This is a genomic window from Howardella ureilytica (assembly GCF_054657495.1).
The window spans coordinates 1-21,811 of the sequence record NZ_BAAHYP010000007.1 but is presented as its reverse complement, the minus strand read 5'-3'; the positions used below and the strand labels follow the sequence as shown (position 1 = coordinate 21,811).

20 protein-coding genes and 1 tRNA gene are annotated in these 21,811 nt (G+C 36.9%); 19 read left to right on the top strand and 2 right to left on the bottom strand.

The genetic code is table 11. The features are described 5' to 3' along the window. The first annotated feature begins 8 nt into the window (after nucleotides 1–8). From nusA to ACYQ1N_RS04480, 15 genes are all read left to right on the top strand, one after another. Nucleotides 9–1,184, top strand: a complete 1,176-nt coding sequence (nusA, locus tag ACYQ1N_RS04550) for a transcription termination factor NusA (protein ID WP_459833285.1) — start codon at nucleotides 9–11, stop codon at nucleotides 1,182–1,184. Between the two features lie 24 nt (nucleotides 1,185–1,208). Further along, complete coding sequence (gene rnpM / locus ACYQ1N_RS04545; protein WP_459833283.1) at nucleotides 1,209–1,472, top strand: RNase P modulator RnpM; 264 nt, start codon at nucleotides 1,209–1,211, stop codon at nucleotides 1,470–1,472. A gap of 30 nt (nucleotides 1,473–1,502) precedes the next feature. Next, nucleotides 1,503–1,847 carry a L7Ae/L30e/S12e/Gadd45 family ribosomal protein gene (locus ACYQ1N_RS04540; protein ID WP_459833281.1) on the top strand — a complete coding sequence of 115 codons (345 nt, stop codon included), beginning with the start codon at nucleotides 1,503–1,505 and terminating at the stop codon, nucleotides 1,845–1,847. Beyond that, nucleotides 1,844–4,363: a translation initiation factor IF-2 gene (infB, locus tag ACYQ1N_RS04535; RefSeq protein ID WP_459833279.1), complete on the top strand. Its 2,520-nt coding sequence runs from the start codon at nucleotides 1,844–1,846 to the stop codon at nucleotides 4,361–4,363. Before ACYQ1N_RS04540 ends, infB begins: the two co-directional genes overlap by 4 nt. Before the next feature lie 108 nt (nucleotides 4,364–4,471). Next, nucleotides 4,472–4,861: a 30S ribosome-binding factor RbfA gene (rbfA, locus tag ACYQ1N_RS04530; protein ID WP_459833277.1), complete on the top strand. Its 390-nt coding sequence runs from the start codon at nucleotides 4,472–4,474 to the stop codon at nucleotides 4,859–4,861. Between the two features lie 30 nt (nucleotides 4,862–4,891). Beyond that, nucleotides 4,892–5,848 (top strand): DHH family phosphoesterase, encoded by a 957-nt coding sequence (locus ACYQ1N_RS04525; protein WP_459833274.1) that lies wholly within the window; start codon nucleotides 4,892–4,894, stop codon nucleotides 5,846–5,848. 17 nt (nucleotides 5,849–5,865) lie between these two features. After that, complete coding sequence (gene truB / locus ACYQ1N_RS04520; protein ID WP_459833272.1) at nucleotides 5,866–6,873, top strand: tRNA pseudouridine(55) synthase TruB; 1,008 nt, start codon at nucleotides 5,866–5,868, stop codon at nucleotides 6,871–6,873. Between the two features lies 1 nt (nucleotide 6,874). Further along, on the top strand, nucleotides 6,875–7,819 hold the full coding sequence (locus ACYQ1N_RS04515) for a bifunctional riboflavin kinase/FAD synthetase (RefSeq protein ID WP_459833269.1): 945 nt from the start codon (nucleotides 6,875–6,877) through the stop codon (nucleotides 7,817–7,819). Between the two features lie 81 nt (nucleotides 7,820–7,900). Further along, nucleotides 7,901–8,413: an HPP family protein gene (locus tag ACYQ1N_RS04510; protein ID WP_459833267.1), complete on the top strand. Its 513-nt coding sequence runs from the start codon at nucleotides 7,901–7,903 to the stop codon at nucleotides 8,411–8,413. A gap of 232 nt (nucleotides 8,414–8,645) precedes the next feature. Further along, nucleotides 8,646–8,912 carry a 30S ribosomal protein S15 gene (rpsO, locus tag ACYQ1N_RS04505; RefSeq protein ID WP_459833265.1) on the top strand — a complete coding sequence of 89 codons (267 nt, stop codon included), beginning with the start codon at nucleotides 8,646–8,648 and terminating at the stop codon, nucleotides 8,910–8,912. 111 nt (nucleotides 8,913–9,023) lie between these two features. Then, nucleotides 9,024–9,749 (top strand): YebC/PmpR family DNA-binding transcriptional regulator, encoded by a 726-nt coding sequence (locus tag ACYQ1N_RS04500; protein WP_459833262.1) that lies wholly within the window; start codon nucleotides 9,024–9,026, stop codon nucleotides 9,747–9,749. 253 nt (nucleotides 9,750–10,002) lie between these two features. Continuing rightward, entirely contained in the window at nucleotides 10,003–10,410 is a 408-nt protein-coding gene (locus tag ACYQ1N_RS04495; protein WP_459833260.1) for a hypothetical protein, read from the top strand. Further along, nucleotides 10,407–11,366, top strand: coding sequence for a hypothetical protein (locus ACYQ1N_RS04490; RefSeq protein WP_459833256.1), 960 nt, complete (start codon nucleotides 10,407–10,409; stop codon nucleotides 11,364–11,366). Before ACYQ1N_RS04495 ends, ACYQ1N_RS04490 begins: the two co-directional genes overlap by 4 nt. A 2-nt stretch (nucleotides 11,367–11,368) precedes the next feature. Then, nucleotides 11,369–12,244 carry a diadenylate cyclase CdaA gene (cdaA, locus tag ACYQ1N_RS04485; RefSeq protein WP_459833254.1) on the top strand — a complete coding sequence of 292 codons (876 nt, stop codon included), beginning with the start codon at nucleotides 11,369–11,371 and terminating at the stop codon, nucleotides 12,242–12,244. A 5-nt stretch (nucleotides 12,245–12,249) separates the two neighbouring features. After that, nucleotides 12,250–13,224, top strand: a complete 975-nt coding sequence (locus ACYQ1N_RS04480; protein ID WP_459833251.1) for a CdaR family protein — start codon at nucleotides 12,250–12,252, stop codon at nucleotides 13,222–13,224. A gap of 642 nt (nucleotides 13,225–13,866) precedes the next feature. Here ACYQ1N_RS04480 and ACYQ1N_RS04475 read toward each other — a convergent pair. Both ACYQ1N_RS04475 and ACYQ1N_RS04470 read right to left on the bottom strand, forming a co-directional pair. Next, entirely contained in the window at nucleotides 13,867–14,070 is a 204-nt protein-coding gene (locus ACYQ1N_RS04475; protein ID WP_459833248.1) for a DUF4368 domain-containing protein, read from the bottom strand. Nucleotides 14,071–14,452: 382 nt separating this feature from the next. Further along, a tRNA-Arg gene (locus ACYQ1N_RS04470) sits at nucleotides 14,453–14,524 on the bottom strand. Nucleotides 14,525–14,643: 119 nt separating this feature from the next. Here ACYQ1N_RS04470 and ACYQ1N_RS04465 point away from each other — a divergent pair. The 4 genes from ACYQ1N_RS04465 to cas9 all read left to right on the top strand — a co-directional run. Next, nucleotides 14,644–15,405, top strand: a complete 762-nt coding sequence (locus ACYQ1N_RS04465) for a pseudouridine synthase (protein ID WP_459833245.1) — start codon at nucleotides 14,644–14,646, stop codon at nucleotides 15,403–15,405. Nucleotides 15,406–15,536: 131 nt separating this feature from the next. Further along, nucleotides 15,537–17,480, top strand: coding sequence for an NAD-dependent DNA ligase LigA (gene ligA / locus ACYQ1N_RS04460; RefSeq protein ID WP_459833412.1), 1,944 nt, complete (start codon nucleotides 15,537–15,539; stop codon nucleotides 17,478–17,480). Continuing rightward, on the top strand, nucleotides 17,477–18,469 hold the full coding sequence (locus tag ACYQ1N_RS04455) for a hypothetical protein (RefSeq protein ID WP_459833242.1): 993 nt from the start codon (nucleotides 17,477–17,479) through the stop codon (nucleotides 18,467–18,469). Before ligA ends, ACYQ1N_RS04455 begins: the two co-directional genes overlap by 4 nt. A 254-nt stretch (nucleotides 18,470–18,723) precedes the next feature. Beyond that, the coding region (gene cas9 / locus ACYQ1N_RS04450) for a type II CRISPR RNA-guided endonuclease Cas9 (RefSeq protein ID WP_459833240.1) at nucleotides 18,724–21,811 on the top strand (3,088 nt) is incomplete at its 3' end.

Below are 21,811 nucleotides of genomic sequence, written 5' to 3'. Positions count from 1 at the left end.
AGATAATGATGGCAAAGGCACAGAGCGGCAAGGATAAAAAAAGCAAGGAGCAGGTATTACTTGAGGCGGTTGACGATCTCAATACATCAAGCGGAATCGACAAAGATGTGATGTTTGATACTATTGAAAAGGCTCTTCTTGAAGAATACAAGTCACAATACGGAACCGATACCGACTGTATTATTAAAGTTGACAGAATTACGGGCGAATTCCATATCTATGCTAAAAGAGTTGTTATACCTGATGATGAAATATACGAATATGCCGATGACGACAGATTGGAAACAATTTCCACAATGCTTTTGTCAGAAGCTCGTGAATACGTTCCGGATGCTCAAGTAGGAGATGAAATTACAATAGAGCTTCCTACCGACAAATTTACAAGAACTGCATCTAAAAACGCAAAAAATGCAATAGTTCAAAAGATAAGAGAAGAACAAAAGAATGCATTATATAATGAATTCAAAAGTCAGGAAGGAACTCTTATTACCGGAACCGTTCAGAGAATAGACGAGAGAGGAAACGTTCTTCTTGATATCGGTAAATCACAGACAAACTTAAGAAGAAGCGACCAGGTAAAGGGCGAAGAATATACCGTGGGAAGCAGAATCCGCGTTGTGGTTGTAAGTGTGGACAACAAGGGTAAAGGCGGAATATATATAAAGGTTTCAAGAAGCACTCCGGAATTTGTCAAAGCGCTTTTCAGAGAAGAAGTAACGGAAATACAGGACGGCACCGTTGTTATTAAGAACATAGCAAGAGAAGCCGGTTCAAGAACCAAAATGGCTGTTTGTTCAACAAATGAGGATGTTGACGCCGTAGGCTCATGTGTGGGAAAAAACGGTGAAAGAGTTAAGAGAATAGTTTCGGAATTATGTGACGAGCAGATTGACGTAATAGAATGGAGCGACAATTCCGTAAGGCTTATAAAGAATGCTTTAAGTCCGGCAAGAGTATTGGAAATCGAAGTCGATGAAGATGAAAGGAAAGCCAGAGTTATTGTTTCGGACGATCAGCTTTCACTTGCAATCGGTAAAGCGGGTCAGAATGTAAGACTTGCGGCTAAGCTTACAAATTACGGCATAGACATTAAGAGTGAATCACAGATTAATAACGAAGCTGAATTTGACACAGAGGAAGAGCTTGAAAATACAGATTACGAATCTGATGCAAATGAAGAATAATTAATAAACATTGCGGAGTTTTCCATGACAGAGAAGAAAATAAAACAAAGAATATGCATAAGCTGTTCCGAAAAAAAGGATAAGGCTGATTTATTCAGAGTGGTGAAGACACCGGACGGAGAACTGGTTATAGACGATACGGGGAAAGTAAACGGTCATGGCGCCTACATTTGCAGGAACAGTCAGTGTATAAAAAATGCATTGGAAAAAAAGCGATTTGACAGAGCCTTTAAGATGCATGTTAATATCCCGGATGAAATTAAAGACAGACTTCTCAACATGGAGTAAAGAGCTGTTTATACGGAAGAGGTGATACGAATGAAGGCGGACGGTCTACCGAAAAAAGTAAAAACCGTCAAGTCAATACTTGGAATATGCGCAAAAGCCGGAAGGCTTTCAAGCGGTGAGGATACGTGTATAAGAGATATACAATCCGGTAAAGCATATGCAATATTGCTTGCAAATGATGTTTCGGAAAATACTGATAAATTATTTACCAACAAATGTGAATATTACGGCGTTCCGTTAATTAAAGTAAAAGAAAATAAAGAAGAACTCGGTGCAATAATAGGTAAATCATACAGATCGGCAGTGTCTGTGCTTGATTCGGGTTTTGCCAAAGCAATTATGGATATTCAAGGTGAACAGGGAGGGATTAGATGAGAGTACATGAAATCGCAAAGGAATTAAACATCCCGTCAAAGGAAATATGTGCATACTTAAGTACAGAGAGCAAGAATTTTACTAATTTCAGCGGTCTTACCGATGATGAAGTAAAAAGAGTGCGCAGTAAATTTGGATCAGCCTCCAAATCACAGACAAATGAGAACAATGAAAATGTAAAAAAGGATAATAAAAAAACTGATTTCAACAACAGTAAGCAGAGAAATAATAAGACAGAAATGAATATATCCGAAGACAGAGAAAAAAAATACAGAAATAACGCCGATAACAAACACAGAGAAAAGGTATCGGGCACAGATCGTTCAAATAACACTGACGGTAAAAATGTATCGGGAGAAAAGAAGAACGGTTACAATCACAATAATAAAAAATTCGGAACAAGACCCGATAACAGAAACAAACCGGAAAACAGAAACGGCGAAGGCAGGGACAGAGACGGTCAGAGAGATAACAGAAATAACGGTGATTTCAGAAGAAACAGCGGAGATAAAAAATTCGGAGACAGAAATCAAAACGGTAAGTTTGACTCCAACAGAAACGGAATCGGAAAGAATAACGACAGAAAGCCGGCTCCTTCAGATGATTTAGTTTCAAAAAACGGAAAAAATGTTTCAAGAAAACATAACAACAATAATACAAAATTCTCCAAAGATAAGGAAAAAAACAAAGGAAAGAACAGAGAAAACGATATTGCCGCATTGGATATTAAACCTAAGAAGGAGAAAAAGGAAGAAGTTATTAAGACAATAGTGCTTCCTGACGTGGTTACGGTTAAAGAGCTTGCGGAAAAGTTGAAGCTTCAGCCGGCGGCACTCATTAAAAAATTATTCTTACAGGGCAAGGTCGTTACCATCAATGATGAACTTGATTATGATTCAGCGGAAGAAATAGCCGTTGAATATAACGTTTTATGTGAACATGAAGTTAAGGTGGACGTAATTGCCGAACTTTTAAAAGAAAATGATGAAGATGATGAAAGCAAGCTTACTCCGCGTCCTCCTGTAGTAGCCGTAATGGGACATGTTGACCACGGTAAGACATCACTTCTTGATGCAATTAAGAATTCACATGTTACGGATAAGGAAGCCGGAGGTATCACTCAGAAAATCGGTGCATATCAGGTTAAAACTCAGGGCGGAGATCTTATTACATTCCTTGATACACCGGGACATGAAGCGTTTACGGCAATGAGAATGAGAGGTGCGGAAGCCACTGATATAGCAATTCTTGTTGTAGCGGCGGATGACGGCGTAATGCCTCAGACTGTTGAAGCCATAAACCACGCAAAAGCGGCAGGTGTTGAAATAATTGTTGCCGTTAATAAGATTGATAAGCCTACTGCAAATATTGAAAGAGTAAAGCAGGAACTTATGGAGTATGAACTTATTCCTGAGGAATGGGGCGGCACAACCATTTTCTGTCCTGTTTCGGCACGTACGGGAGAGGGAATTGACGACCTTCTTGAAATGATTATGCTTACGGCAGATGTTTTAGAGCTTAAAGCCAACAAAAAGAGAATGGCAAGAGGTATTGTTATTGAGGCTGAGCTTGACAAGGGCAGAGGAGTTGTTGCTTCAATTCTTGTACAAAAGGGTACTCTTCATGTGGGAGATTCCGTTGCAGCCGGCTCAAGTCACGGCAAAATCAGAGCTATGATTAATGACAAGGATAAGAGCGTTAAGGAGGCGGGACCGTCTGTTCCTGTTGAGATTCTCGGTCTTAACGAAGTCCCTAACGCAGGTGAAATTATCATGGCGTTCGGAAATGAAAAAGAAGCAAGAAACTTTGCCGATACATTTATTTCCGAAGAGAAGAAGAAAATGGTTGATGAATCTAAGCACAGAGTAACTCTTGATGATTTATTCGATCAGATAAAGGCCGGAACGGTTAAAGAACTCAATCTTATTATCAAGGCTGATGTACAGGGCTCCGTAGAGGCCATTAAGACAAGTCTTGAAAAGCTGTCAAATGAAGAAGTTGCTGTTAAGATAATACACAGCGGTGTCGGAAACATAAGTGAATCGGATGTTATTCTTGCTTCCGCATCCAATGCAATCATTATCGGATTCGGTGTTAAGCTTGACAATCAGGCTAAGGCTACGGCAGATAACGAAGACGTGGATATCAGATTCTACAGCGTAATCTATCATGCCATTAACGACATTGAAGCGGCCCTTCACGGTATGCTTGAGCCTATTTTCGAAAAACAGGAAATAGGAAGAGCCGAAATCAGACAGATATTCAAAGCTTCGGGAGTCGGTAATATTGCAGGCTCAATCGTTACGGAAGGAAAGCTTAAGGCAAAGGCACTTTGTACAATCCTTCGTGACGGAAAGGTTATTTATGACGGAAAAATAGCTTCGCTTAAGAGATTTAAAGATGAAGTTAAAGAAGTTAAGGGCGGATATGAGTGCGGTCTTGTATTTGAGGAATTCGGAGATATACAAGAGGGCGACATTGTGGTAGCTTCTGAAATGGTTGAGATACCAAGATAATAAAATTTGTGATACAATAACATCAATTAAAAAGGCTTTATCTAAACAGATAAAGCCTTTTTTGAGTAATCAAACTAATATGAATATGCTATTCTGACAGGTGAATAAATGAGAAAAAACAGTATAAAGAATATAAGAATAAACAATGAAGTCCGTAAGGAACTCAGCAATATAATCAGCAATGAGGTAAAAGATCCGAGAATAAGCGGTCTTACAAGTGTTACGGACGTATATGTTGCGCCTGATTTAAAGACATGTAAAGCGTATATAAGCGTTTTGGGCGATAATAACGCTTTAAATGAAACAATTGACGGTTTAAACAGCGCGAAGGCATTTATCAGAACAAGAATTGCAAAAACGATTAACTTAAGAAATACGCCGGAGATTGAATTTATACCCGATGACTCAATTGAATACGGTGTAAGAATGTCTAAGCTTATTGACGATGTAAAAAAGGAATCTGAATCAGTAAATGATGAATCCGAAAAAGACGAATAATATATTTCGTTTCGGATTAGAAAGGTTACCATGATAAAAATCGATAATATTATTAATGAACATAACGTTAAAAGTGTCGGAATAACCGGTCATATTAATCCTGACGGTGATTGCATCGGATCGGTTTTGGCATTGTATAATTATATATCTTATAACTATCCTGATATAAGGGTTGTGCCGTATTTGACCGGTAAACCGGGAGAATTTTCATATTTAAACGGATTTGACAGTATAATAACCGAAGACGACGGAAGCAGTCCGGATATGTTTGTTGTGCTGGACTGTTCCGTAAAGGAGAGAATTAAGCCCTTTGTCAGACTGTTTGACGGCGCATCCGTGACGGTAAATATCGATCATCATATACCTACGGGAGAGCCGTTTGCGACTTACAGCCATATAGACGACACTGCACCGTCCGTATGTGAAGTTCTCTACGGAGCTTTGGATAACGCAAAGTTCAATAAAGAAACGGCTGAATGTCTGTATACCGGATTGGTCACGGATACCGGCGTTTTCAAGTATGCAGCAACAAGACAAAAAACAATGGAAATTGCCGGAGAGCTTATAAATTACGGATTTGATTTCAGTGAAATTATAGACGGCGTGTTCTATGAAAGAACATTTACTCAGACCAAAGCGCTTGCAAAGGCCATAGAGAATACGCAGCTTCTCTTTAACGGATCTGCGGCATATTCATATGTAAGCGTCGAAGACATGGAATCCGCAGGCGTAAAGGCATCGGATTTGGGAGGCATAGTAGAACAACTCAGATTAATAAAGGGAGTTGAAGTTGCCGTATTTATTTATCCCGTACAGGACGGAATGAATAAAGTAAGCATGAGGTCAAAAAAATATGCGGATGTAAGTAAATATGCCATAAGTAAGGGCGGCGGCGGACATATGCGTGCAGCCGGATTTTCAACATTTGACGGCATTAATAAGATTAAACAGGACATAGAGGCATATTTGGAAAAAGAGTTATCGTAAAGTAAAAGAGGTACAATGTGACGGACGGAATAATACCGATATATAAAGAAAAGGGATTTACTTCATTTGATGTATGTGCCAAAGTAAGAGGTATTATTCATCAGAAAAAAGTAGGACATACGGGGACTTTAGATCCGATGGCGGAAGGCGTGCTTCCCATATGTGTAGGTTCATCCACGAAATTAAGCGAGTATATTGCGGGAAGCAAAAAAGAATATATTGCAGAATTTATACTGGGATTTGCCACCGATACGCTTGATGTAACGGGAACGGTAACCGACAAAGATGTTAACCTGCTTTGCGGGGGATATAATAAATCCGACATGAAATCACCGGAATTGTCGGAAAAAGTATTATCCGAATTCAGGGGTGACATAGAGCAGATTCCTCCCATGTATTCCGCAATAAGACAAAACGGGAAGCATCTCTATGAACTTGCACGGGAGGGAAAGACGGTAGAAAGAAAGCCGAGAACCATAAAAATATATGATATCGAATTGTTGGGAAAAGAATTGATTTCAATGTATGATGCGGAAAATATATCGGAAAATGTTCGCGAGACAATCGGAAACGTAATAGTTGAAAAATATTGTATAAGAGTTGAATGCTCAAAAGGAACTTATATAAGAACACTTATTGACGATTTGGGACGGGCTTTAGGTTCATATGCCTGTATGAGCAAGCTGACAAGGACATTTACCGGCAATATCGATATATCCGAGACAATAAAGCTTTCGGAATTGGAAAAAATTTTTAAGGACGGAAACATTGATTCCGTATTAATAAAACCGGAAGTTCCGTTTTCGGATTTGGGAAAAGTAATTATAGAAGAAGAGTATTCAAAATTACTCTACAACGGCAACAAGATTGCCGAGTATATGATAAAAGAAAGTGATTTTGATTCTTTTGAGAATATAAGTACGGCAAGGGTGTATGATTCTTGCGGAAAATTCATGGGAATATACGAAAGAAAGGATGATGTTCTCAGAATAAAAGTATTTTTGTATGACGGCAGCAGGGTGTGATATGTTAGTAGTAGACAGTTTATCGGAATTTAAGAAAATTTGCGTTGAACCGACGGCGTTGACTCTCGGGAAGTTTGACGGTTTTCATATAGAGCATTGCAGACTTGTGGACAAAACGGTTGAGCTTGCAAAGCAAAACAATTTAAAAAGTGTTGTAATCACATTTATCGATATGCCGAGCTCTTTATCAAAAACAACAAAATACCTCATGACAAAAGAAGAAAAACGAATGTTTTTAAAGGACAGGGGAGTCGATATTCTTATAGAATGTCATTTTACGGACGAGCTCATGCATTTGTCGCCTGAAGATTTTGTAAAGGGTATTTTGACTGAGTCCCTTCATATGAAATATATTTGCATAGGAGAAAATTTTACTTTCGGATATAAGGGAATAGGCGATATTGGATTGCTTACGGAACTCTCAAAAAAATATAATTACGGCGTACATATAGAGCCGACATATATTTTAAAAGGCAACGTACTCAGTTCCACATCCATAAGAGAAAATTTGAAATCAGGGAATATGAAGACGGTAAGGGAAATGCTGGGGCATGACTATTCATTGTTCGGCAGGGTTGCAAAAGGCAACAGACTCGGACATAAAATCGGAATTCCCACACTCAATCTTTATCCTGCGGCTTATAAGGCGCTTCCTCCTTTCGGCGTTTATGCCACAAGAGTACACATAGGAAACAATATATACGATGCGGTAACCAATATCGGAATTCGACCGACGGTGGAGAATATGGGTGATGTTAACATCGGAGCCGTAAGCGTTGAGAGTAATATTTTGGATGAGTCATTTGACAGAGAACTTTACGGCACGGATATTAAAGTAGATGTAATCGAAATGATACGACCTGAAGAGAAGTTTGACTCTTTGGAAGAATTAAAGGACGCAATAGCGAATGACATAATAAGAGCAAAAGAAATATTGGACGAGTAGTTTTCACTCGAAAACAGCATTACGAAATATTTTTGTCAAAATATATCAGAAAAAAACGGAGGTAATATTGAAAAAGGGGCGATGAATTATTTAAAGAAAATGTTGACGAAAGAAAGGTCTACATTAAAGGCGAGTTTACATGACAGTATATTTGGATTTATAGGAGGCTTTTCCGCTGTATTTATTCTGCTGATATTGTCGCATATAAGTTCCTCGCCGTGGATTGCCGCACCGTTCGGCGCAAGTTGCGTGCTTGCCTTTGCCGCGCCGGCGGCACCTCTGTCACAGCCGAGAAATATAATAGGAGGACATGTTCTTACAACTACGATAGGAATATTGTTTAGAACACTGTTCGGTAATTCAGTTATTGTAACGGCTTTGTGTGTGGGGACCGCCATAGGAATAATGGTTTTGACAAAAACAACGCATCCTCCGGCTGGGGCGGATCCGTTGGTTGTAATGTTAAATCCGACACCTTTGGGATGGTCATACATATTTATGCCCATACTTGTCGGCTCGGTTGTAATTGTAATTTTAGCTCTTATAATCAACAATTTATCGCACAGAAGGTCATATCCTAAATTTTGGTTCTGAAAATAAGATGATAAATCTTATTACTGTATAAACACAATATAAATAAAAAGACATAACGACTGTCACTGCATACTGATCTCAGATTTTATTATTAAATAATATTAATATACGCTATTGAAATATATATATTTATATGATAAACTCGTGAAGTTGTTTATAACCGATATTCAGCATTAGGATTTATCCACCTGTGCTTAATATCAGGTGTTACAAGAATAAATGGAGGATTATTATGATTTCAGCAGAAAAGAAACAGGCTATTATTAACGAATATGCAAGAAAACCGGGAGATACAGGTTCACCTGAAGTACAGGTTGCCATTCTTACGGCAAGAATTAAGGAGCTTACAGAGCATCTTAAGGTTAATAAGAAGGACTATCATTCAACAAGAGGTCTTTTAAAGATGGTTGGTAAGAGAAGAGGTCTTCTTGATTACCTTAAGAAGAAAGATCTTGAAGTATATCGTGAGCTTATTGCTAAGCTTGGTATTCGTAAGTAATTATAGATAGAGACTGAAGGTTAAGCTTATTATACCTTTTAACACATATCGTATATTATTAAGCTTCCATATTGTAAGATATGGAAGCTTTTTATTTATCGGGAGAGAATTATGTCAGGACATTCAAAGTTTTCCAATATTAAAGCCAAAAAAGAGAAGAACGATTCAGCAAAGGGAAAGATATTTACAAGAATAGGAAAAGAGATACTTATCGCGGTTAAAGAAGGCGGTCCGGATGTAAATAACAATTCCAAGCTTCGTCAGGTTGTTGCAAAGGCTAAGGCAAACAATATGCCAAACGATAACATAGAAAGAAGTATCAAAAAAGCTGCTTCATCATCTGAAGCGGATTTAGAGAGTATTGTATATGAAGGATACGGACCAAACGGTACCGCAATAATAGTTGAAGCTCTTACTGATAACAGAAACAGAGCTGCGTCAAACATCAGATTCGCATTTACAAAAGGCCACGGCAATATCGGTACTCCGGGATGCGTATCATTTATGTTCGATACAAAAGGTCAGCTTATAATAGATAAAGAAGAGTGTGATGTCGATACGGATACGCTTATGATGGCTGCTTTGGATGCGGGCGCCCTTGACTTTATCGAAGAAGAGGACTCATATGAAGTATTAACAGACCCAAATGATTTTGATACCGTAAGAGAAGCGCTTGAAGCAGAGGGAATTACATTTGCTTCCGCTGAGATAACAAGAATACCTCAAACCTACGTTACACTTACGGATGAAACGGATATTAAAAACATGAACAAGCTCCTCGAGATGCTTGATGAAGACGATGATGTTCAGAATGTATATCATAATTGGGAAGAATAATTTTTAAATATAATACATAAATTAAAAGCTCGAATCTGAGTGAGATATCATACATTTACCGGTTGCTCGGTAAATATGTTATATTTCACAGAGATTTGAGCTTTTTATATTCTCTTTTATATTTCGGAAGAATGTTATACGTACAATTTAATTAAAAACCGTCAAAAATCACACTTTATATTCCTCCTTTTTAATACTCATAAATTATGTTAATATTAAATACATACAATTTCTTGAAAATGTGGATTAATTTATGAATAAAAATAAACTGATAATACAGACAAAGCTTGCAATGTATGAAAAAAAAACAGGAAAAGATGCGGAGCAGCTTTCAAAAATCAAGAAAAGCTCATATGTTTTTCAAGGCATTTTGTGGACTGTTATTTCAACAACGATAGCTTATATTTTATGCAGAATTATATATACCATTTTATTCGGTGATATAGCAGACAGCCTTATTAATTTTATGAATAACCCGTTGTTATTATTCCGTAAATTTTATGACATTACGATATATACAATAATGGAAGGGGTTTTTATACTTATCGCATTTGCGATTTATTCCAAGAGATATTATCTGAAAGTTTCAGAGCTCAGGACATATCTGAACAGAAGAAATTACATAGAATCAATGAACAGCGAGGAGACGACCGGTCAATGAATTTTTTATTACAGATACGAGAGCAATTTCTAAAATATTATGAAAAGCATGATTCTATAATAAGATTCCTGTTCAGATTCACGGTTTTGCTGTTATCTCTGTCCGTTGTTACATATATGATAGGCTTTGTATCCGTATTATGTATGCCGATAGTGATAGTGGGCATCTCATTTGCAGGAGCATTCGGGAAAAATTATGTGCAGCTGCTGATAATCGGAGCTGTGGTTATCATTCATATGTTTGCGATATCCACCGAACTCGGTGTAGTAATTTTGTTCATATTTATAACAAGTTATCTTATATTGTTCCGGTTTGCCCCAAAAGCTTTAAATATCCTTCTTCTTACGGTTCTTTGCTTTGCATTAAAGGTACCGTATATACTGCCTATTGTTGTTGCTTTATATGCTCCGATTTCCTGCGTTTTTGCCGTTAACATAGGTATATTGATATATTACATAATGGAAAGCGTGAGCAAATTTGAGTTAAGTCTCACAAGAGATATTATGGGAAACGGTACCAATGCTCTGTTTGCCGTAAGAGATATTATTACCGATAAAGACATGCTTATTATTATGGCATCATTTACCGTAATAATAATAGTAGTCGGAATGCTTAGAAATTCAAGTGTAAATTATGCATGGAAAATAGCCACGGTTGTGGGTACGGTTATTCAATTATTCTTAATAGTAATATTGAATTTTATTTGGGAAGTGGAAACGCCTATTGTTATGTTTATCATAGAAACGGGAATTGCGTTATTGATTGGCTTAATGAGCAGTGTCTTTGCATTTAATGCTTCCTATCTTAAGACCGAAAAAGTGGTATTTGAAGATGATGATTATTATTATTATTACGTAAAAGCAGTACCTAAGATTAAGGTATCCGTTGACAATATAAAAGTAACACATATTAATGCTAAAAAGACAAAAGACAAAGATAAGAAGAAGGAGCAATAATTGTGTTTTCCGTATTAACTACATTTTTTGATAATTACATATCAAGAATATACATACCGTCTGTTTCCGTTGTGGATATTATAGAAATAGGCATTATGTCGTTTTTGATATACAGAATTATAATATGGCTCAGAAGTACAAAAGCCTGGTCCATGCTTAAGGGTGTTGCCGTAATTATCATATTTATATTTATAGCTTACATATTAAATATGAGGACCATATGGTGGATTGTTAAGCGTTCCATAGATGTGGGTCTTATTGCGTTTGTAATATTACTTCAGCCTGAAATAAGAAGAGCTCTTGAAAAGCTTGGACTCAGATTCTTTAAAACAGGCGGGTTGTTTAAAAACAGTGATTCATATGAACGATTCAGTCAACAGTCAATATTTGAAATTGTAAATGCCACATATGATATGGCCGCCGTAAAGACCGGGGCGTTAATGGTTATAAGTCAGGAAATTTCGCTCGATGAGTATATTAAGACCGGAATACAGATTGACGGCAAGATATCGAGTGAACTGCTTATCAATACATTTGAAAAGGATACTCCTCTTCATGACGGCGCCGTAATAATTGAGGGAGACAGAATAGTGTGCGCTACGGCATATTTGCCTTTGTCGCAAAATCAAAATGTCAGTAAAGAACTGGGAACGAGGCACAGGGCGGCCCTCGGAATGAGTGAAGAAACGGATGCTTTCGTAATAGTCGTATCCGAAGAAACGGGAAAGGTTGCAGTCTCCTGCGGCGGAATGATTAAGAGAAATGTGGAAAGAGAAAATCTCTATCATATGCTTGAATATTTAAGATGCAATTCAGGAAGTGTTAACCCGATAATCTACAACAATAAAATAGAAAGAGATATAAAAACCGAAGTGTGATAAATATGAAGAAAAATATATTTAATAATATGTGGCTTAAAATCATTTCTGTTGTAGTCGCAGTTATCGTATGGATAACACTTGCCAATACATATGACGGCGAAGTCAGCGTTACATTAAATAATGTATCGGTTCAATTAACCAACATAAACAGCGTCACGGATAAAGGATATTCATACGAGATACTCAACGGAGGAAAGATATCGGTAAACATAACCGGGCCAAAGAGCAAGGTATCCAACATTAAATCTAACGATATAGTTGCGACGGCAGACTTAAATAACCTGAATATGTTTACAAACAGCGTTGACATAGATGTAAGCATTGTAAAAGACGGTGAAAAAGTCAAAGATATCATAGTAACGCCAAACACCTCATCTGTAATAATGGGAATAGGCAATAAAGAAATAAAGACATTTCCTTTGGAATTTGATGCCGACAGTTTGAAGGCAACAGATCATGTTCTTACAGACTTTAAGCTGCCCTTTGACAGCATTACCGTTTCCGGCAAAGCTGATGTAATAAGCAGGGTATCTGCAGTAAAAGCTGTTTTTCCTGAAGGATTTGACGTAAAAAACACTAAGAAAATATCCGAAAACATGACAATATCGGCATATGATGCAGACGGTGATGTCATAAACGATCCGTCAATTATACTTTCAAGAAATACCGTTAAAATCGAAGGTAATATTCAAAAGGTAAAAACAGTACCGTTAACATACGGCACAACGGGAAGTGTACAAAGCGGATATGTTGTAAACAGTATTACGCCTTCACAGAAAGAAGTAACGATTCAGGGAAATGATGATGTGATAGACGGAATAACAAAAATTGAAATTCCGGAAAATGCAATTAATCTGACTGACGTTTCAAGTGATAAAACATTCAAAATCTGGCTCCCGGATTATGTACCGGAAGGCGTTTCAATAAAGAGTGATAATTTTGTCAATATAGATGTGGATGTTGCGAAACAGAATTAGAATAATAACAGATTATGGAAAGAGCGTTGTAACAGGTATCGGTTGCAACGCTTTTTATTTTGGGAGGGAAAAACACACTTGTTTGTGTTTGAGAGATTTGAAATAATAAAAACTAAGGAATACGGTCATTTCTTTCTTCGCCACGGCAGCAATCACGATACGGACAGTAACGGTAAATAACACGCAGATACAAATTTAAAAAAGAGATAATTATGAGAATATCATATCCCGTTATATTTAAAACAGGATAAATTCCCACTTTAATAACAATATTAAAAATGAAATCATTGAATTAATGCAAGGTTCCGATACTCTTATCCGGGGTTCGGATAAAGTCACATATAAAGACGTACAGTCAATTAAATTTGACAGTAGTATATTGAAAAAAGAACAACCAGAAGTATATAATAAATACAGTAAAATAGTATCGTATAAACGTTTTATAGTTTCTTAAAAAAATGGGAGAAGTAAATAATGATTTTTTTAATAGGTTTATTATTATTTCCGTTAATGATTTTAAAGGATTTATTAAAAAGGAATAAGTGAAAATCAACCCGGTATTAGCCCGTGGCTAATAAGGCAGTATTTAAGGAATTATGGTGTAATCCCGACAAAAGGAGGGGGTTACACCTTTTCCTTTATTTAAGCGGATTTCTCCGCTTTTTTCTGTTTTATTCTTTCCATTGTATCAATAATCTGCTGCTCGGTCGGAATGTCAAACAATCCGACCGCTGTAAAGTAAATATCCACTTTAACATTGTTGTGAGAATGTTTCTTTTCGTTCTTGTGAATTTCTATACGTTCAATAAGTTTGTTTACGAGAGAACGGTATGAGAACAGATACATTTTTAGAAATGATTAAAGCTATGGATTGTGAAGTAATTGTTAGGAGCACACTCAAAGATAAATCCGAATGGAAAGCTACAAACGAAGAAATACTTAATTAAGATGGTGAATACGGTATACTTATTCAGGTGAAAAACGGCAAAAGAATTTATACGAATAACGATCTTGTTCTTCCTAAAGCGTTTAACAAATTAGGAAAGATTGATTAAATAAAAGCAGCCCGATTAATAGGGGCTGCTTTTTTGTTTTTATGGGGAAAAATGGGGAAATTTTTACGTTATATTGTGCCGCAACACGGTAATTTTAAAATAATAAAAACGGCGAAATACGGCATAAACACTGCGTTTGTGCCATATTCCGCCGCAAGGCTGTATGTAATAAATGTGTATGATGGGAATCGAACCCACGCTATCCGCTCCGGAGGCGAACGCTCTATCCATTAAGCTACATACACATACAAAATATTCACCGATAAGTGACATTTCGTATTGTAACACATTTTTATAATAGAATTAAAGAACTTCATTTAAAATGTTATAATATTTAATACATATTTTAATACAGAGGTTTCATATGCGAATAAATAAATTACTTAGTTTCATGGGGTTTTGCTCAAGAAGAGCAGCGGATAAATTAATTGAAGAAGGGCGTGTAACCGTTGACGGAAGAGTGGCGGGAATGGGTGAACAGGTCGATGAAGGCGCAGATGTATGTGTTGACGGTAAACCTATTATAAAAGAAGAAGAGAAAATACTGATAGCATTTAACAAGCCTGTCGGAATCGTCTGCACGGCTACAGATAAGCAGGGCAAAGACAACATTGTCGACTACATTAATTACGGTAAAAGAATTTATCCAATAGGAAGGCTTGATAAGGCTTCAGAGGGTCTTATATTGCTCACCAATAACGGTGAAATCATGAACAGAATGCTTAAGGCTTCGTATTCCCATGAAAAGGAATATGTGGTGGATGTAAATAAAGATATTACGGCTGAGTTTCTGAAAGGTATGATGGACGGAGTATACATAAGAGAGTTGGATAAAACAACGGCTAAGTGTCAATGCGAGCCGATTTATGATAAGTCCGACAGAGATAAAAAACCGGATTGGGACGGTAAAATATTAAAAAGTACAAGAAGGTTCAGAATTGTACTCGTCCAGGGAATGAACAGACAGGTAAGAAGAATGTGCGAAGCGTTCGGATACAGTGTTAAGAGGTTAAAAAGAGTACGAATAATGAATATTAAACTCGGACATTTACATGTCGGTAAATACAGAAATCTTAGTGACAGAGAATATAAGACATTATTAAAAGAGCTTGGTATGAATTATTAAAATCAAAACAACATATTTTGGAAACCGCCGCAGAAAAATTTACGGAAGACGCGTAAAAATGCATCTGTAACGCAAATTAAAATTAAGAGGAATATAAAGTGGAAACAAAGGAACAGGATAAAAAATCTTCAATGGAAAATATAAAACGAATGCAGGAACTTATTCCGATACTGGATGATGCCGCCAAAGCATATTATGTTGACGGAATAGAGAAAATATCTAACTTTGAATACGATTCACTGTATGATGAATTGGAAGAACTGGAGAAAAAGACGGGTATTGTTCTGTCAGGCTCTCCGACAAGAAAAGTCGGTTATGAAGTCATGAGCGAATTGCCTAAAGAGCGGCACGCATCTCCGATGCTAAGTCTCGGAAAAACAAAGAGTATAGATGAACTTGAGAACTTTGTGGGAGATAAAAAAGCGCTCCTTTCATGGAAAATGGACGGACTGACCATTGTGCTTACATATAATAACGGAGAACTCATTAAGGCAGTTACAAGGGGAAACGGAGAAGTCGGAGAAATAATAACACAAAATGCAAGGGTATTTAAAAATATTCCTCTGTCCATTGAATATAAAGGTGAGCTTATCGTTCGTGGGGAAGCCGTTATAAAATATTCGGATTTCAATAAAATAAACGAATCAATACCTGATATGCAGGCAAGATATAAAAATCCGAGGAATCTGTGTTCGGGTTCCGTTCGTGCACTTAATTCTGAAGTAACGGCAGGCAGAAATGTATATTTTTATGCTTTTGCACTTGTAAGCGCAGATATAGATAATCACAATTCCAGGGATTATGAATTTACATGGCTTAAGCAACAGGGATTTACGGTGGTTGATTATCACCTTGTCGACAGGATGAACATAGACAGCTATGTAAAACAAATGGAATCGGAAGTTAAAACCAATGAATTTCCGTCAGACGGTCTGGTACTGCTGTTTGATGATATTGAATACGGCAATTCGCTGGGATCAACGGCCAAGTTTCCGAGAAATGCCATAGCCTTTAAGTGGAAAGATGAAATTGCAACCACACACTTAAGAGAAATAGAATGGTCGGCGTCAAGAACCGGCCTGATAAATCCTATTGCCATTTTTGATGAGGTGGAATTGGAAGGAACAACCGTGGAGAGATCAAGTCTTCATAACGTAAGCTATATTAAATCACTTAAACTCGGTATAGGTGATGAAATAGAAGTATATAAGGCAAATATGATTATTCCGCAAATAGCAAAAAACATTACAAAGTCCGGAAAGTTCGAAATACCGTCCGAATGCCCGGTTTGCGGAGAGAGTACGCGAATAGATGATACTAACGGAGTGGAAGTTCTTATTTGTCCAAATATGAAATGTCCTGCCAAGCACATAAAGAGCTTTGTGCATTTTGCGGGAAGAGACGCCATGAATATAGACGGATTCTCCGAGGCGACCGCCGAAAAATTCATACAGGAAAGATTTATAAAACATTTTCACGACATTTATCATTTGGATGATCACAGAGAAAAAATAGTCTCAATGGCGGGCTTTGGAGAAAAATCATACAACAATTTAATTGAATCCGTCGAAAACAGCAGAACCACTGAGCTGTATCATCTTATATACGGACTGGGAATTGCCGGAATAGGTGTCTCTAACGCTAAGGCTTTGTGTAAAATTATTGACGATCCGACTGATGTGCTTAATCTTACGGAAGAAGAACTTTTAAACATTGACGGATTCGGCAAAGTCCTTGCGGATTCATTTACGGGATACTTTGCAGATGAAGATAATCGCAATGAATATATTAAGCTGGTGAATGAATTAAATATTGTTAAACCTGAAAAGAACGTATCCGACATACTTGCGGGAAAGACATTTGTCATAACAGGTTCTCTTAACACATATGAAAACAGAAATGCATTAAAGGAACATATAGAATCTCTCGGAGGAAAGGTAAGCGGAAGTGTATCCGGAAATACAAGTTATGTGATTAATAATGATATTAATTCTTTAACCGGAAAGAATAAAAAAGCAAAGGAATTGGGGATACCGATTATCAGCGAAGAAGATTTCAGGGAGATGGTACTATGAATCCCGACAGTCACAAGGTCATATATAAAAATGAATACGACAGAATGACGGAAGAATACAATGCGGAATACTTTGCATGGGCGGAGGATCTATACGACAGCAGAATAATAGTATACGGTGATAAGGGTAAAAATCTGAAAAAATCGGAGAATATTTGCTCATGCGGAATTATTGCGGAGGATTTCCACAGCAAAAGCTGCGTTAAGTGCATAATGGCACTTGTGGATACGGAAACCGGAGACATATATATAAGCGACACTTCATTTAACATAAATTGGAAAATAATCAGACGCAGTATTGAATACGGAATGGCGCTTTATACCGAAGAAGGAGGAGAACTTAACATAGAGAACGCCAAAGAGCTGGTTGACTTGTCAAGGCTTAATAAAAAGGGATATAAAGCGTCAATAGTTCACGGACGAATAAAGCTTTTAAGAAATGATTTGAGCGGGGAAGCGGAATATGAAGACAATCCGTGCAACAGACTTAAAAAAAATCTTCTGGAGGATAGTAACTTAAACTTTTTCTATTCAATATTGAGCATATATGTGCATGACAGACAGTGTGAAGAAATAAAAGATATCGATGCGGATGTTTTTTCAGCTTCTAAAGTCATTCCGGATGGGATGGTTATGTGTCCCAAGTGCAAAAGAAATATTCTTTTAAGGCAGGCGTGCAGCGGCGATGAAAAACAGATGTCAATGGTTTTAAGTATATGCAGAAGGCACAATATAAATATTGATTTATTGGAAAAATGTATATTGCACAAAGGCTTGAAAATCATTGCATATACACCGTTTGAGACGGCAATATTGTGCGGCGGTGACAAATGGCTGATAAAGGTGAACGGCAGAAAAACGGAAGTCTTATACGGTAAAGATGATGTGTCGGATGAAGGTCAAAAACATACGGTATTTGAAACAAATAATCAAAAAGAAATGTCTTTAAACGAAATAATAGAAAACATTGCCGACAGATATGTAAATTAACGGATACGGCATAACGGAAATAACCGGATTGCCGCGGCGGATATCAATGACTGATATGTCGGAAAACAATGTATTGCATACGGAAAATAAAAAAGAGCCGTAATTTCTTACAGCTCTTAATCCGCACAATGCGGGCACCCGTAGGGCGCAATTACGGTTAAACCTTATTTGAACTCGACTTGTAATTTCATATATCATTATAAATTAAATAAATAATAAAAGTCAATAAAAATTGTTTTTAAAGGGATTATGATATGGAAAAGAAGGGATATTATTTGGGGCTGGACATGGGAACCAACTCCGTAGGTTGGGCGGTTACGGACAAATCATATAACATAATAAGAGCAAAGGGTAAGGATCTTTGGGGAATTCGCGAATTTGAAGAAGCGAAAACCGCAGAAAGCAGAAGAATAAAAAGAATTGCAAGACGCCGCCGCCAAAGAGAATTGGTAAGGAGAGGCCATTTAAAAGAATACTTTGCCGATGCGATAGAGGAAATCGATCCGAACTTTTACGCCCGTTTGGACAACAGTAAATATTGGGAAGAAGACAAAGAATACGGTCATAATGTATTGTTTAACGACGAAAATTATACCGATAAAAATTATTATGAAAAATATCCGACGATATTTCATCTGAGATCCGAATTAATACATAATCCGAAACCGCATGATGTCAGGCTTGTGTATCTTGCAATATTAAATATATTCAAACACAGAGGACACTTCTTAAGCAATGCGTCTTCGGCAGAAGGTGATTTAGAAATCAAAGAATTATATTTTGATTTTAAAAATAAAATCATGGCGGAAACCGGCATTGAATTCTCGAATTTCGATACGGACGAGTTTGAAAAAATCATTATAAGCACAGATTGTTCCCGTATGGAGAAACATAAAAAACTCTGTGAAATAATGTACATAAAAAAAGGAGATGAAGAATATAAAATAAAAAATGAGCTCGTTAAGCTTATTTGCGGATTAAAAACCGATGCGAAAAACATTTTCCCGGAAATTGCGGAAGAACTCGAAGATGAAAAAGAGAAGATAGAGATAGATTTTCAGGATGCTGAGTTTGACGAACAGGCAGATGCTTTAATTGAAAAAATCGGAGAGGAAAAATATGAAATAATCGCAGCGGGCAAGGCGATTTACGATGCTGCATTGTTGAAAAAGATTCGAAGAGATAAAGATTATCTGTCGGATGCCCGTGTAGCCGATTATGAAAAACACAAAGCCGATTTGACATTATTAAAATCCGTTATAAGGAATATGTGCGGTGAAGACGCATACAACAAAATGTTCAGAAGCTGTGATAAGGGTACATATTCTGCATATGTAAAGTCAGAGAACAGCGGAGAAAAGGTAAGGAGGGTACATGTCAAAAAGGATAAAAAAAAGGATGAGAGAAGATGTTTGTACGACACGATAGAAGCATTGCTTAAACCGTTGGAAGAAACCGAAGAAATTAAAAAAATAAAATCAGAAATGGATAACGAAACATTTCTTCCGAAACAGCTTACGGCATCTAACGGAGTAATACCGAATCAAATTCATGAAAAGGAATTAAAAGCAATATTAAAAAATGCAGAGGGATATCTTCCGTTTTTGAAAGAAAAGGATGAAAGCGGGCTTACCGTAAGCGAGCGGATAATTAAGCTGTTTACATTTCATATTCCGTACTACATCGGACCGTTAAGCGAAAAAAGTGCAGAAAACAACGGTAACGGATGGGTTGTAAGAAAGGCTTCCGGGGAAGTTCTTCCGTGGAATTTAGAAGAAAAGGTAGACATTCATAAGACGGCGGAGATATTTATAGATCGCTTGATACGTAAATGTACGTACATAGAAGGTGAAAAGGTAGTTCCGAAGGAATCTCTGATATATGAGAAATTTACGTTATTAAATATTCTTAACAACATAAAGATAAACGGAGTAAAGATTGACGTAGATCTGAAGCAGGACATATATAAAAACTTATATGAAAAAGGCGAAAAGGTAACTTACAATTCTATTGCAAATTATCTGGTATGTCTGGGAAAGATAAAAGATGAGAAGGAAATTGCGGGAATAGACGGCTATGAAGATACTAAATTTCCTTCTTTCGGCACATACGGTAAGTTCAGTGCCATATTCGGCGAGAAGTTTCGTGAAGAAAAATACCAAAAAATAACAGAGCAGATTGTTGAATTAATGACCATATACGGTGATTCCAAAAAACTTGTAAAAGAAAGATTAAAAAAGGATTACGGTGACATACTTACCGAACAGGAGATGAAAAGAATACTCGGACTTAAATTTAAAGATTGGGGAAGAGTGTCAAGAAGTTTTATCGAGCTGCCGGGATATGAAAAATATACAAATGAAAGCATAAGTCTGATAGGGGCATTGTGGACCACTCAGTACAACTTAATGGAACTTATAAACAGTGACAGGTTTACTTTCAGAGAAGAATTGGAAAAGAAGAAAAAAACATTGAACAAGACTCTTACCGAATTCAAGCCTGAAGATTTGAGTGAATATTACTTCAGTGCTCCCGTCAAGAGAATGATTTGGCAAACAATACTTGTTATCGAAGAAATTATTCATGTTATGGGACATGCTCCTGACAGAATATTTGTCGAAGTTACAAGGTCAGGAGCCGAGAAATCAGCGGATAAAGACAAGAACAGAACAACTTCCAGAAAGAAAAAATTTCTTGATTTATACAAAAACATTAAAGATGAATCCAAAAACTGGAAAGATGTTATTGAAAAAGCGGACGAAAGCGGAATTATACGTTCAAAGAAAATGTATTTATACCTTACTCAAACGGGTAGATGTATGTATACGGGTGAAGAAATTCCTTTGAACGAACTATTTGACGACAATAAATATGATATTGATCATATTTATCCGCAGCACTTTGTAACGGACAACAATCTTGATAACAACATGGTTCTCGTAAAAAAAGAGGAAAATGCTCATAAAAGCGACGGTCTTATAAAGAAATCCGTTCAAAGCAATCCTAAAATAAAAGAATTATGGAAAAGGTTGTTAGACGCCAATCTTATAAATAATATAAAGTATAATCGCTTAAAGAGAAGCGAGCCGCTTACTGACGAAGATAAAGCAGGATTTATTGACAGGCAGCTGGTAGAAACAAGTCAGGCGACTAAATCGGTTCTGGAATTATTAAAGCAGCTGCTCAGCGGTGAAAAAACAGAGTTTGTATATTCTAAGGCATGCAATGTAATTGATTTCAGACAACAATTTGACATCCCGAAATCAAGACTTGTAAACGATTTTCATCATGCTCATGACGCATATTTGAATGTAGTCGTTCTGAAAGTTCAAGCTTTTGTTT

Coding starts and splice junctions, on each gene's coding strand:
- ACYQ1N_RS04500 (WP_459833262.1), top strand. CDS start 9,024: ATGTCAGGACATTCAAAGTTTTCCAATATTAAAGCCAAAAAAGAGAAG.
- ACYQ1N_RS04540 (WP_459833281.1), top strand. CDS start 1,503: ATGAAGGCGGACGGTCTACCGAAAAAAGTAAAAACCGTCAAGTCAATA.
- ACYQ1N_RS04480 (WP_459833251.1), top strand. CDS start 12,250: ATGAAGAAAAATATATTTAATAATATGTGGCTTAAAATCATTTCTGTT.
- ligA (WP_459833412.1), top strand. CDS start 15,537: ATGGAAAATATAAAACGAATGCAGGAACTTATTCCGATACTGGATGAT.
- rnpM (WP_459833283.1), top strand. CDS start 1,209: ATGACAGAGAAGAAAATAAAACAAAGAATATGCATAAGCTGTTCCGAA.
- ACYQ1N_RS04495 (WP_459833260.1), top strand. CDS start 10,003: ATGAATAAAAATAAACTGATAATACAGACAAAGCTTGCAATGTATGAA.
- ACYQ1N_RS04455 (WP_459833242.1), top strand. CDS start 17,477: ATGAATCCCGACAGTCACAAGGTCATATATAAAAATGAATACGACAGA.
- infB (WP_459833279.1), top strand. CDS start 1,844: ATGAGAGTACATGAAATCGCAAAGGAATTAAACATCCCGTCAAAGGAA.
- ACYQ1N_RS04475 (WP_459833248.1), bottom strand. CDS start 14,070: ATGTATCTGTTCTCATACCGTTCTCTCGTAAACAAACTTATTGAACGT.
- ACYQ1N_RS04525 (WP_459833274.1), top strand. CDS start 4,892: ATGATAAAAATCGATAATATTATTAATGAACATAACGTTAAAAGTGTC.
- ACYQ1N_RS04510 (WP_459833267.1), top strand. CDS start 7,901: ATGAATTATTTAAAGAAAATGTTGACGAAAGAAAGGTCTACATTAAAG.
- rbfA (WP_459833277.1), top strand. CDS start 4,472: ATGAGAAAAAACAGTATAAAGAATATAAGAATAAACAATGAAGTCCGT.
- ACYQ1N_RS04490 (WP_459833256.1), top strand. CDS start 10,407: ATGAATTTTTTATTACAGATACGAGAGCAATTTCTAAAATATTATGAA.
- nusA (WP_459833285.1), top strand. CDS start 9: ATGGCAAAGGCACAGAGCGGCAAGGATAAAAAAAGCAAGGAGCAGGTA.
- ACYQ1N_RS04465 (WP_459833245.1), top strand. CDS start 14,644: ATGCGAATAAATAAATTACTTAGTTTCATGGGGTTTTGCTCAAGAAGA.
- rpsO (WP_459833265.1), top strand. CDS start 8,646: ATGATTTCAGCAGAAAAGAAACAGGCTATTATTAACGAATATGCAAGA.
- ACYQ1N_RS04515 (WP_459833269.1), top strand. CDS start 6,875: ATGTTAGTAGTAGACAGTTTATCGGAATTTAAGAAAATTTGCGTTGAA.